The organism is Candidatus Nitrospira bockiana (assembly GCF_965152565.1).
Genome location: NZ_OZ224215.1, coordinates 2,086,910 through 2,099,807 on the forward strand (window position 1 = coordinate 2,086,910; position 12,898 = coordinate 2,099,807).

Annotated in this window: 8 protein-coding genes; 4 read left to right on the top strand and 4 right to left on the bottom strand. The window is 64.1% G+C overall.

Going from position 1 to position 12,898, the window contains the following annotated elements; translation table 11 throughout:
* Nucleotides 1-41: 41 nt before the first annotated feature.
* Nucleotides 42-3,293 carry an efflux RND transporter permease subunit gene (locus ACWHYV_RS10195; RefSeq protein ID WP_447980530.1) on the bottom strand — a complete coding sequence of 1,084 codons (3,252 nt, stop codon included), beginning with the start codon at nucleotides 3,291-3,293 and terminating at the stop codon, nucleotides 42-44.
* Between the two features lie 962 nt (nucleotides 3,294-4,255).
* On the opposite strand from ACWHYV_RS10195, the gene ACWHYV_RS10200 reads away from it, so the two are divergent.
* The 4 genes from ACWHYV_RS10200 to ACWHYV_RS10215 all read left to right on the top strand — a co-directional run bounded on the left by ACWHYV_RS10200 (nucleotide 4,256) and on the right by ACWHYV_RS10215 (nucleotide 6,682).
* Nucleotides 4,256-4,525, top strand: a complete 270-nt coding sequence (locus ACWHYV_RS10200; protein WP_447980531.1) for a hypothetical protein — start codon at nucleotides 4,256-4,258, stop codon at nucleotides 4,523-4,525.
* A 29-nt stretch (nucleotides 4,526-4,554) separates the two neighbouring features.
* On the top strand, nucleotides 4,555-4,899 hold the full coding sequence (locus ACWHYV_RS10205) for a hypothetical protein (protein WP_447980532.1): 345 nt from the start codon (nucleotides 4,555-4,557) through the stop codon (nucleotides 4,897-4,899).
* A gap of 16 nt (nucleotides 4,900-4,915) precedes the next feature.
* Nucleotides 4,916-5,794 (top strand): prohibitin family protein, encoded by an 879-nt coding sequence (locus ACWHYV_RS10210; protein ID WP_447980533.1) that lies wholly within the window; start codon nucleotides 4,916-4,918, stop codon nucleotides 5,792-5,794.
* Nucleotides 5,795-6,259: 465 nt separating this feature from the next.
* Nucleotides 6,260-6,682 (top strand): response regulator, encoded by a 423-nt coding sequence (locus ACWHYV_RS10215; RefSeq protein WP_447980534.1) that lies wholly within the window; start codon nucleotides 6,260-6,262, stop codon nucleotides 6,680-6,682.
* A 242-nt stretch (nucleotides 6,683-6,924) separates the two neighbouring features.
* Here ACWHYV_RS10215 and ACWHYV_RS10220 read toward each other — a convergent pair whose 3' ends face one another.
* From ACWHYV_RS10220 to ACWHYV_RS10230, 3 genes are all read right to left on the bottom strand, one after another.
* Nucleotides 6,925-8,355 (bottom strand): porin, encoded by a 1,431-nt coding sequence (locus ACWHYV_RS10220; RefSeq protein ID WP_447980535.1) that lies wholly within the window; start codon nucleotides 8,353-8,355, stop codon nucleotides 6,925-6,927.
* A gap of 540 nt (nucleotides 8,356-8,895) precedes the next feature.
* Nucleotides 8,896-12,564, bottom strand: a complete 3,669-nt coding sequence (locus tag ACWHYV_RS10225) for an aldo/keto reductase (RefSeq protein WP_447980536.1) — start codon at nucleotides 12,562-12,564, stop codon at nucleotides 8,896-8,898.
* Between the two features lie 96 nt (nucleotides 12,565-12,660).
* Entirely contained in the window at nucleotides 12,661-12,897 is a 237-nt protein-coding gene (locus tag ACWHYV_RS10230; protein WP_447980537.1) for a hypothetical protein, read from the bottom strand.
* Nucleotide 12,898 lies beyond the last annotated feature (1 nt).

A 12,898-nucleotide genomic window follows, 5' to 3' on the forward strand; every position in this document is an offset into this window, starting at 1 on the left:
TGTCCTGAGGTTGTCACCTGGCATTCTGGAGGTCCGAGGGGTCAGACATGGGACGCGGAGGGCCGCTGCGGGGAGGAGCTCCGCCGGCGTACCAGGAGATGCAACACGGGGATGAACAGCAGCGTCATGAAGGTCGAGACCGACAGGCCGCCGATGACCGCCCGAGCCAGCGGCATGTTGGCCTCGCTTCCTTCGCCGAGGCCTAAGGCCATGGGCGACAGCCCGATGATCGTGGCGAGCGAGGTCATCAAGATCGGCCGGATGCGCAGGCGGCCCGCCTCGATCACCGCCTGGTCCAGCGGCATGCCTTCACGGAGCCGGTTGTTGGCGAAATCGACGAGCAGGACGCTATTGGACACCACGATCCCGATCATCATGAGCGTGCCGATCAGCGATTCGACGTTCACGGACGTGTTGGTGAGCAAGAGCATCCAAATGACGCCGATGAAGCCGAGCGGCACCGCGAACATGATGACGAAGGGATCGAGCCACGAGCGGAAGAGGCCGACCATCACGAGGTAGATCAGCAGCATCGCAAGCGGGAGGGTCATGGTGAATCCGCTGAGGGCCGCGCGCATGCTGTCGATCTCGCCTTTGAATTCGACCACGACGTCCTTCGGGAGCGGGAGAGCCCGGACCAGGTCTTCGACGACTCGCGCCACACGCCCGAGGTCGTTTCCCGGCACGCTGATCAGCACGTCCATGGTCCGCTGCAGATTGTAGTGATCGACCACTTCCGGCCCGGTTCTGCGTGTCACGTCGACGAGATCGCGCAGGAGGACCGGCGGGCCGTGACCGTCGGCACGGGCCCCCGGCAGCACGGGCCGCTCCACGAAAGGAGTTTGCTCCAGGATCAGGGATGACCCCCGAAGGGCCGTGCCGCCCACGCTCGCGCTGGCCGGATGGGCGACGTGGGACCCCACGAGGGGCAGGTTCAGAAAGTCCTCGAAGCGCACGAGCACCTGCTCCGGGAACTGCGTGACGACGAAATAGGCATTGTTGGAACGCGGATCGATCCAGTACCCGGGATTCAACGTAACGTTCGAGCTGAGCCCGGTGACCAGATCCGTCACGATCTGCTTCTCGTCCAGACCCACGTACGCGGCCTTCGCACGGTTGATGTCCAGATGGATCTCCGGATAGTCCATGCCTTGACGCACCTGCACGTCGGCGGTTCCCGGCACCGTCGCGACCGCGTCCCGGATCCTGGTGGCCGTGTCGGCGAGCGCCTCGAGCTTTGGACCGCTCACCTTGACGTCGATAGGGGCCGGCAGCCCAAAGTTGATGACGTCGCTCACGATCCCGCCGGTCTGAAACGAAAACTTCAACCCGGGAAACTCCTTCATCAAGCGAGGACGAAGACGGGCGATGATGTCGTCGGTGTGGGTCGTGTGGTTGCGCGTCAGCGCGACGAGGAGAAAGGCTTGGTGCGGGCCGTTGATCGGGGTGTACAGCACCATCCAGCCTTGGGGCAGGCCGATGTTGGACACGAGTTGTTCGAGCTCCCGGGCCGGAACCTCCTCGCGGATCATCGCCTCGATTTGACCGATGATGGCCTCGGTCTTTTCGATCCGCGTTCCCTCCGGGGCCGCGACGTTGAGGATGAACTGCCCCGCGTCGACCTTGGGGAAAAATTCGGTGGCCAGCCGGGGCGCCATGACTATCGACCCCACGAAGACGATCGTCACGGTCACGAGGACGATCGCCTTGTGCACGAGGCACCACCGCAACACGCGGACGTAGCGCTCGACGAACGGACCGAACAGGTCGAGCCGGTTCCACCAGTCGAGCAGTTTGCCTGACCGACGCGAGCCCCGACCATGGCCGGCATGGCGCAACAGGCGCTCCATCGAGACCGGGGCGACGGTCAGCGCCACGACGTACGAGGCGATCATCGCATAGGCGACCGCGAGCGCCAGCGGCACGAACAGGAATTTGATCACCCCCGTGAAAAACGCGATGGGCAGGAAGACGAGGAACACCGTGATCGTGATCACGAGCATGGGCATCGCCACTTCGCTCACCGCGTCGCCCGCCGCCTGGCTCGATGATTTGCCCATCTCCAGATGGCGGTGGAAGTTCTCCACCACCACGATGGCATCGTCCACCAGCCGCCCGACGGCCAAGGCCAACCCGCCGAGCGTCATGATGTTCACGGTGTGGCCGGTGAAGTACAGGCCGATGAAGGCCGCGGTGACGGACAGGGGAATGGCGAGCGCGACGATCAGCGTGGAGCGGAGGCTGCCGAGAAACACCAAGACCATGAGGCAGGCGAGCCCGCCGCCCAACAAGCCCTCGTGCTCCAGCGTGCGGATGGCTTGGCGGATGTACAACGATTGGTCGAACAGCAGCTTGACCGTGATCTCCTTCGGCAGGCCGATGAGCTTCGCGAGCGCCCGTCTGACGCCATCGATCACGTCGATCGTGTTCGCCCCCGCCTGCTTCATGATCGGCAGATAGACGGCGCGCTTCCCGTTGATGCGGACGACGTTCACTTGGATCATCGTCGAGTCGACGGCCTTCCCGACGTCGTTCAGGAAGATCGGCACGCCGTTGACGACTTTGATCGGGATGTCGTTCATGTGCTCGACGATCTTGATCATGCTGTTCGTGTACACGTTGTAATCAAAGTCGCCGATCTTGACGCCTCCCGCCGGCAGCAAGGCGCTTTGATTGTTCACCGCGTTCACGATTTCATGGGTCGAGACGCCCCGTGCGAGCATACGCTCTCGATCGAGGAAGACCGTGATCTGCCGAACGGTGCCGCCGAACGTCGTCGGGAACGCAATGCCGGGGACATTGCCGAGCTGCGGGCGGACGTTGAAGTAGGCGAGGTCTCGGACCTCCTTTTCCCCCAGCGTCTCGCTGCTCGTCGTCTGCACGGCGATGGGGAGGCTCGCCGCGCCGAACTTCACGATGACGGGCGGAAAGATCCCTTGGGGCAGGTATCGCAGATTGGCATACGTCAGACTCGTGATTTCGGCGAGCCCCGCATTGATGTCATAGGACGGATGAAAGTAGATCTTGATGAGGCTCACGCCCGGAAGCGAACGGGATTCGATGTGCTCGATGTAGGAGGCTTGGAGAAAGGCTTGTTCGAGACGCAGGGTGATCGCGCCTTCGATTTCGGAAGGCCCCATGCCCTTGTAAAACGTCGCGACGGCCACGACGGGGATGTTGATCTCGGGGAAGATGTCCACGACCATCTTCTGGTACGAGACGATCCCCAGCAGCACGATGATCAGGCTGAGCGCGATGACGGCGTAAGGGTTCTTCAGCGATGCGCGGACCATCTCTCTACGACCTACCTCTGCCTTTCCCGGGGCTCCCTCGCCGCCATGGCCGATGGACCGCCGCGATCAAGCTGGGCCTGAAGGACCCGCTCCAAAGACGAAACCGTGGGGACGTGAACAGGCCGGTCCGCGGTGTGATGCGAGGGCCATCGAGTTGTACCCGACCTCCCCCGTTGGCATGCTGTCCTGGTTCTGCGGCCGCACGCGCGAGCATTCACCAACGGGTACAACGATGGAAATGGATCTCGTCAAGAGGGAGAGCACACGACTGGAGCATGCTCCTCTGGAATCGGTCGTCCAAAACGCGTGAGAGCTGCCGGATTGTAACAATCTGATGCGAAGATCGGAAGTGAACGATACAGGGAGCTCCTTTCATGGTTCATCTTACGTAACCACCCAACGATCTGAAAGGTCGCCGAGCAATTGATGTGCCTGGTCGTCCGCGAATGTATGACTCTTTTACTCTTGCCGGCGCCCCATCCAAGAAAGCACGTGCCGCACAGTGCTGCGGCAGGAAGCAGAGTGGTTGCTCCGCCGTCGCCTGCTGAATCTGCCTCCGATCCGGTGAAACTTTGCAGGCCGAGCCCTGTTATTGTCCCATCGATGGATCGAGGGTTGCAACTGCGCGGCTGAACGGGAGCGACTAGCCATGAAACGCAGCGATCCGAGGCGGTGGATCGGCGGCACCCTTGCTCCAGGCTCACATTAAAAGAATCGGCTCACATGAAAAGGTAGCGGGCGGTTTCGCACGGCTCGCACCGTGCGGAGGCGTGCTGCTGGCGCTGTTTCAACCCTCGGAGAAGAGGTCGAGTCGACTCGCCTGAAAAAGTCACGCCGTTGCCCCCAGTTTGCCAGGCTTCTCGCCTGCCTCTCGTGTGTACCTCCGGACCGCCGTTTGCATCGAACCGTGTGTACACCTCACGTTCCAGAATAGTCACCTTCCGTTCTTTCAGGAAGCGGACGTGAAACGTCCCGAGGATCGATCATTCGGTGGTGCCGGGATCGAAGAGCAGATCCTCCAGCTTCTTTACGCTCATCGTAAGCTGACGTTCTTAGCGATCGCCGACATCGTCCCTCAGTACACCTGGCGTGACTTGCTCGCCGCCCTGAATCGGCTTCGCGAGAGGCGCCGGGTCGAAGTGTCCCCGCTTCGGTGGGATTACGAAGTCGTTCTCACTCCCGAAACCCGGGATGGCACGCACGCCGACGGGCAGGACGAGGTCCAGGGGTGAAAGGAAGGGGGGCTTCATGGACGGGTCTCATGATCGCGGCGATCAGCACCGCTGCGGCGTGTGCGGGCTCCGGGCCGCCGTTCGACCTCACTTCTTTGGATCCCGGCCAAGATCAGCCGATGATCGCGGAGCATTATCGGCAGCACGCGATTCGATTCCGGCAGAAGGCTGAGGACTTGCATGATCGCGTCCGCGTCTACGAGCGGCTCTTCGGGCCGAGCTCGGACTGGGTCACGGGCACACGTCTGCTGGCGCAATCCTATGAGGAGGCGGCGCAGGAACATGAACGGCTCGCGCGCAAGCATGCCGAGCTGGGGCGGGGTCGAGGAGCCGCTGCGTCCGTCCCTGCCGGACGGGACGCATCGCGGTTTTGATTCCACCGGAGGCGCTATGCGACGCCACGTGATCGTTCTCTTGATGATCGGGGCGTTGTCGACGCTCGCGGCGTGCGGCACGACCGTCCAACCCGGACAACGCGGCTTGCGCTGGTATCCGTTCACGCAGGGGCTGACCAGCGAGCCCCTGAAGAGCGGGTTCTATTGGCGTGCACCGTGGAACGACGTGTACCTCTACGACGTCCGCTGGCAAAGCTACACCGAGAAGGTCGACGCGCTCACCTCCGACGACCTGCAAATCGAATTGAAGGCCGCGATCATCATGCGTCCGCGGCCCGAGGAAATCTATTGCCTTGCACAGGAAATCGGCCCCGACTTCTACAGCCGCGTAGTCAGGCCCGAATTGCTCGCGGCGGTCCGAAGCGTCGTCTCGAACTATGCGATGGTGACCGTTCCCGAGATGAGCGCCGAGATCGCCAGCAAGGTTCAGGCGGTGGTGGTGGACAAGCTCAAGGGCCGACATTTGGAGGTCGCGAGCGTCGCGCTGGCCGATATCGAGCTGGCGAAACTCGTTCTCGATGCGGTCGAGCGCAAGCAGTCGAAGGAGCAAGAGAAGGAACAGAAAGAATTCGAAGTCCTCATCGCGGCCAAGGATGCCGAGATCATGCGGATCCGGGCGAAGGGCGAGGGCGATGCCGTCCGGATTCGCGCCGACGGCGAAGCCGAGGGCCTGCGCATCCGGGCCGTCGGACAGGCCAAAGCGCAGGAGACGATCGCGAAGACGTTGACCCCTGCGTACTTGCGCTTCAAGCTCTACGACAGTCCGAATTCCAAAATAGTCTTGCTTCCCGACACGGTGAACGCCGATTCTCATCAACCCGGGGCCGGATCAACCTCGGCCGTTGGGCCAAGGGGACGACGAGGCGCGGCCTGAGCGACTGGTGCCGTAAGCGCATCGATCAACGATCGAAGGAGGTTCCGATGGGCTGTATCCGCTGCGGGGGCATGACGATCGTCGAGACGTTTCGCGACGAGAAGAGCAGCCGGATGGTGTTTCAAGGCGTCCGGTGCGTCAACTGCGGGCATATCGAGGATGCCGTGATTCGGGCGAACCGCGGTCATCCATCCGTACCGGTCGGTACTCGTTCACCCCGCCACCCGGTACCACGGGCCCTCGCGCCATGCCGCGACAGTGCGATCGAGGACGCCTGCAGTGAGCCTCGACGAGGCAACGGTAGGCCCGTCACGGGAAGGGAGGAGGGACGGTGCCGCGTTCTCTGAGACCAGGACCGCAATCCTTCTGACCGACGGGAGGCGACGATGGAGAGCATCAGCCGGCGTTGCTCGTCGGTCGCCAGGGTGCGGTCAGCCGGGAGGCTCGGCTGCCAAGGAGGCTAGGATGACGGACATGGGCCAGGCCCTGACGGTGATGGTCGTGGAGGACGATCCCGATGCACGGCATGTGGTGGCATTGTTGTTGAGGCGGGCCGGGTATGAAGTGGAAGAGGCGGGAGACGGCGTGGAAGCGGCGTCGCGTATGAGAGCCCGACGTTACGACGCCGTCATCACCGATTACCGCATGCCGCGGCTCAACGGCCTCGAGCTCGCCGCTCTCTGCCGCGATATTTGGCCGGGGACACCGATCATCGTGGTCTCCGGAGAGCCCATGTCCCGTGTCCCGGCGGTATCGAGGTCGGATGCATATGCCTGGTTGGCGAAACCGATCGATCATGTCCAACTCGTCCAACTTCTGCGGGCGGCGATCGAGGATGCCTGTGAGTGGCACGTACCGCCGCCTCTCTCGGAAGGCGGGCATCCTTGAGGCCGGACCTAGGCCCATTGCGCATGGCGCTTTCAATGCGACCGCCAGGACGCTGCCGGACGATCTGATGCCGCTGCCTGCCGAGCTCTACTGGCTTTGCGGTTACCGTTCTTGCGGTCCGATTCTTCAGTCTCGCCGTCAACTGGTACGCCAGCCGCGAAATGCGCCTTCAGGCTATTAAGAAAGGTTGATGCACGCCTGGAGGCGGGGGCGGGGCGAACCGCCCCCGAAAAGGCAGGAAGCTAGAAATACGTCGCGGCGGAGAGAATGAACGCCGTATCGTGAATGCGTTGGTCGTTCACGTTGATTTCCTTGGGACTGTATTGAAAATCCGCCTTGAAGACGGTGTCTTCCGTCGGCCGGTAGTTGACCCCCAACGTCAGTCGTTGCCGGTCTCCGAGCCCGCCGCGAAAGTCCTTGTTCGTGTTGACCTCCTCCCATCTCACCATCGCGGTCAAGGTGGAGACTTCCGGACGGAAGAAGCTCGGCGCCAAGCGAGTCAGAAGCTCCGGCAGGAAGTGATAGTTCCCCTGGATGTAGTACCCGCTCATGCGGCGAGGGCATAGGTGGCCGAAGGCATCGACACACGCGGAGCCGTCCAGCAACTTGTCGTTGCCCTGCGCGTACGCCCAAATCGACTCGCCGATCAGCTCGAACGGGCCTCGCACCACGGTCCAATCCACGGCCCAGATGCTGAGCCGTCGCTTGCTGAACGGATCGTAGGTGCCCGTGTAGCCGGAGCCGCCGATTTCCAGTCCGAGGAACGGGCTGAATGCGATCCGACCGACGATCGCCTTTCCGTTGTTGTTGTCAAAACCGTCGTCTACGTGTGATTTGCGTTGGCGCGCGTCCTTGAGGCCGTCCTTTTCGGTGATCACATTCGTGCACGTGAGCGAATTGGCCGCTGCGCTGCCCGCTTGGCACCCGCCGCCGTTGAAGCCGTTGTAGCCGGTCGTCACGTAAATTTCGTAGTCCAGCTTGGATCGCCGCGTCGGGTAGAAGGTGCCGTAGGCGCCCGCGCCCGTTTCGGCCAACACGACGCCGTACAGCAGTTGCGCGACAAGCGGGCGCTCTGTGAGGTCGCGCAAGGGAGCGTCGTGCAAGAGGTTGAATTTTCCGACGGGGAGCAGGACGACGCCGGCCCGCAGATTCACTTTGTCGTTGAGGAGGTAATCGATGGTGGCGAACTCGAGACTGACTTCCGTCTCGGTGCCTTCCCGGATCCCGTGCTCGATCTCGATTTCCGATGCGAACTTGACGTGCTCACTGATGTCCCCGTAGATGAACGGCACGAAGCGGTGCACGTCGATCGAGCTCGGCGTACCCTGCCTGGCTCTGTTGATGTATTCCACATCGGTATAACCGCCGACCACCGCCTTGGGATTGCTGACGAACGGCCTGGCATAGATCAATTTGCCCGATCCTTGCATGATCGAGCCGTACTTGCGCTCCGCCCCTTGCCCCTGGGCACCGAGTTGCTGCACGTTGGGTGCTTCGCCGGGTTGAGTCGCCGGCGCTTGTCCTTGGATCTCCCGCTCGTGCGCCTCTTCTTTCTTGAAGGCTTCCAACGCTTGTTCGAGTCGTTTCACTCGTTCTTCCAGCGTTTCAGCCACGACCGTGGCAGCGGACAGTAGGCACACGAGGAACGCTGCGACGAACCATCGCCATCCCATACAAACCTCCTTGGAGTTGAATGTGGTGAAGGTGGCTTCTGGGACGCGAGGTCCTCTCCTATTGCTTCCTGAAGTCTTCGGGCCTCCTTTCTGCGGAACGGTCCTCTAGGGCCGATTCCTCTGGTTCCGGCATGGATTCAAAGGGAACGAGCACGACCCGCCGGCATCGATCGCACGTCACTGCGACGCCGGCGCTCGTGACCCGTGCAACGATCTGCCCGCATTCACAGGCCAGGAAACAGTTGGTCGTGTTGTGAGCGAATCCGTGCACGCGGTCCCGACATGACGAATGTGATCGTTCAGATCGCGGGCGGACCGCAGCAAGGGTGATGCCATTGGAGCTGCGGCATCACTGGGGCGAAAAAGGCGGGCGGGGCGACGCACGGAACACGAACATGAGTGCGGACGCACTGTGCAGGCTGTGCGATTCCGCAAGAGTAGCGTCAGAATGTGAACGGGGGTTAGCGGTGATGCAGCTCTTCTCGATCGGTCGAAGGGAGGGGCCGGGGACACGGCGTCGGTTGGCCGGTCATCCAACGCTCACGCGTGTGTTCGCAGTGCCTCGTAGATCGGGCGTACGGCGGGGAGGGGCGGCCAGGAGAGGATGCTCGTCGAATCGGCCACGTAGGCCGGCGTCCGCATCCCGTTCAGGACGCTCGTCACGCCGGGCGTGCTGGCGACGACCCACAGCGCTTTTCGTGAGAGCGGTTCCCGGCGCCGGGACTCGGGCAGCAGGGGATCGAGGATCTCGGAAATCCGCCGCGTCTTGTCCAGGCTCTTGAGCGTCGCCTCGCGCTTGAGCTCCTTCAGCAGCAGGATCAGCTCGGGCAGATAGCGGTCCCGCCACTGCTCCCATCGCTCCGCCACGTCACCGGTAAAGTGCTGGCTCAGCGCCCGCAAGACCTGGTGCAAGTGCGGCGCGATCATCTGGGACTCCACGTGCTCCCAGTGCTCCAGGCTCTGGACCTGCGGGCGGATCTTGGCGAGCTCGACCGCCCACGTGAAGTACTCCTCCGCCGGCGTCCCTTGCCCGCCCGTTTGAACGCGGGGGGCAAGCTCCCGTCGATACTCGGATTCCAGGGCCGCCACCTTTTCCTGTTGCGCCTCGAAGACGACCTGCCGGGGCTCGACGGGAAGCGCGGCGAGCCGGATCATCGGGCCGCCGCGCGGAATCGCGTTGAGCGGCCGGTTGACGAGCACGGCGACGTGCTCGGACTCCGCCAGCTCGAGCACGGTTCGGCTGGCGTCGGGACCCGTATTCGCAGTGAGCACGGCGCCCGACTCGAGCAGGTTGAGCGGGAGCTCGAGGACCGCGAAATGGTGCTCGTCGCCTCCGGCCCGCCGCGCGGCCTCCAGCATGCCGGATAAGGAGGTCGCTTCCGGATTCGAGGCCTCCGCCGTGCAGGTGTTCGAGGAGACCCCGTAGTAGCGGATGAGCCCGGCCGCGACCTGCTGCTCCAAATAGGCAAACGCGGCCTCGAGCCGCCGGTAGAAGTCCTTCCGGACGGCGGCCAGATCGGTTCGTCCTCGATGCCGGGCGTCGGAGAGCACGTATTCGACATTGTGCAGGAGCAACACATCGAGCGCGCGCAGGCCCAGCCGGTCCAGCGACCTCGCGAGCTGGTCGGCGAGAAACTCCGGATGGAGGCAGTGCCACAGGCCCTCGGCGTACTTCACCATGTCCGGGTACGGCCGTCCGGCTTTCTCGCGGGCCTGGGCGCGGGCGAGGTTCTCACCCTGGACGTAGCCGACCTTCGAGACGACCACGATCTCGTCGCGTGCGACTTCGTTCTTGTCGATCAGCTCGCTCAGCACGCTCCCGACCAGCCGCTCGCTGTCGCCGTCCATATAGTTGGTGGAGGTGTCGATGAGGTTGCAGCCCCGGCGCAGCGCCTCCACCAAGGCCTGGCGATGCTCGGGCTCCTCGGTTCCCGTCCGATACCCCCCGAAGCCCAGGCGGCTGACGGTCAGGCGGGTCCGGCCGAGAGCGGTAAAGCCGCGCGCGGCATCCGGAGCGCTGTCGGGACGAGCCATCGTCCGCGAGGCAAACCGGGCGGTGCCTTCAGGCGTTGCATGGCCGGGCCGCCCTTGGACCGCGAGCGTCTTGGCCGCCGGGGCGCGGGTCGGCGACGTCGTCGGGTCGCCGGCGAGCGCGGTCCCCACCTGCGCGGGATCCGTGATCGGGCTCTGGCAGGCAAAGTCGCGACAGACGTACAGGGCGGCCTTCCCGTCGACGAGTCCCTTGCCCCGTGTCAATGGATGTCGCGCAGGGGGGCCCTGAGGATCGTGGTGCGCGAGGATGCGGTTCGGGAGGAACCGGCGCCCGATTTCGACCCGCAAGGCGTCGTATCCGGCGTCGCCGGGCGTTCCGATCACGGCGAGCTCCACGGGCCCGTGCAGGAGCAGATCCACGACGCAGAGGCTCTTCGCGAACGCCCGGGGGTAACGGGCGATCTGGCGGCCGTACGCCCTGATCGCCTGCGAGGCGGCGGTGCGAAAATCTTCCCGGGCGAAGTGGAAGGACAGCCGAGCCAGCGCCATCGCGGCCACGGCGTTGCCACTGGGCGTCGCCCCGTCCGGGCCTTCCCGGCTGCGTACGATCAACGCTTCATGGTCCTTGGCCGTCGTATAGAATCCGCCGTGCTCGTGATCGGCAAAGTCGGCGAGCATGCGCTCCGCCAGCCGTACCGCTTCATCGAGATACCCCTCATGAGCGCCGGCTTCGTACAGATCGATCAATCCTTCGGCCAGGAACGCATAGTCTTCCAGGCAGGCGCTCACATGCGCCTTCCCGGCCCGATAGGTCCGGTACAGGCCGCCGTCCGGACGTGCCATCGTACGAAGCAGGAACTCCGCGGCTTCCTCCCCGGCCGCCAGGTAGCGGCCGTCGTGAAGGATCCGCGACGCCTCCGCCATCGCACTGATCATCATGCCGTTCCACGCCGTCAGCACCTTGTCGTCGAGGCCCGGCGGCACGCGGCGGCGGCGCGCGGCATAGACCTGCGGCTTCACGCGCTCGATCGTCTCCCGCAGGTCCTGAGCGGTGATCCCCAGGGTCCGCGCCACGTCCTCCAACGGTCGTGGCGTGTTCGGAATGCTCTTGTGCTCCCAATTGCCCTGGGGCGTAATGTCGTAATAGGCGCAGAAGCGCCGGGCGTTCTCGTCGTTCCCCACGGCGGCACGGATCTCCTCAGGGGTCCATACGAAGAACTTGCCCTCGACGCCCTCGGAGTCCGCATCGGTCGCGGAATAGAAGCCGCCGTCCGGCGACGTCATCTCGCGCATGATGTAGTCCAGCGTCTCGGTCGCGACGCGCCGGTAGGCGTCGTCGCCCGTCACCTGGTACGCCTCGAGGTAGGTTTTCGCGAGTAGCGCGTTGTCGTACAGCATCTTCTCGAAATGCGGGACGAGCCACCGCTCATCCGTCGAATACCGCGCAAAGCCGCCCCCGACGTGGTCGTACATCCCGCCCGCCGCCATGGCGTCCAGCGTGCGCCGGACCATCGTAAGCACCTGCGGGTCGCCGGTGCGAGCGTGCCGGCGGAGCAGGAACGAGAGCCCGGTAGCGGGCGGGAACTTCGGGGCGTGCCCGAACCCCCCGTGCTGCGCATCGAACTCGTCGGCATATTGCACGACCGCGGCGTCGAGCTCGGCTTCACCGACGGCCGTCGGGTTCGCGACCCGCATCTCTCGCCGCAGTCGTTCCGTCAGGTCGGCGGCTTGGCGGCGCAGGTCAGCGGGGTCTTGGCGCCAGTACTCGGCGATCTTGGTCAGAACGGTGGCAAAGCCGGGTCGTCCCCAACGATCGGTGGGCGGGAAGTAGGTCCCTGCAAAAATCGGCTCCTGCTCGGGCGTGAGGAACACCGTCATCGGCCATCCCCCCTGGCCCTGGTTCATCGCGAGCGTCGCCTGCATGTAGATCTCGTCGAGGTCGGGCCGCTCTTCGCGGTCGACCTTGATGCAGACGAAGTGCTCGTTCATCAGCGCGGCGATCCGGTCATCCTCGAACGACTCCCGCTCCATGACGTGGCACCAGTGGCAGGCCGAATAGCCGATCGACAGCAGGATCGGCTTGTTCAGCTCGCGCGCACGCTGGAGCGCTTCGGGGCCCCAGGGATACCAATCGACGGGGTTGTACGCGTGTTGGAGCAGGTACGGGCTCGTTTCGTGGAGCAGGCGATTGGGGCGGCGGGCGGATGCGTCGCTCATCGACCCACCCTACCATCGTGGGCGAAGAGCGGTCAACGGCAGCCGAGACGAGGCCCGCGTGCTCGGCGAGCACGCGGGCCGTTCGAGGCAGGGCCGTTAGGGCTTGCGGGCTTGTTTCCGTTTCTTGTGCGCCTTCTTCTTCTTTTTACTGGGGGACTTCTTCTCTTCCTTCTTCTCCGCCTGCTCCGCCGCTGGGGGCTCGGCCGGCTGAGCGGGCGCCGCGGCAGGCGGCGTCATGGGCGCCGGCGTTGGAGCCGGCTCTTGCGCGAAGGTCGTGCTGAAGACGGTGAGCACCACGAAGGACAGCACCAGGGCGAGCGAGCGGATCATCATG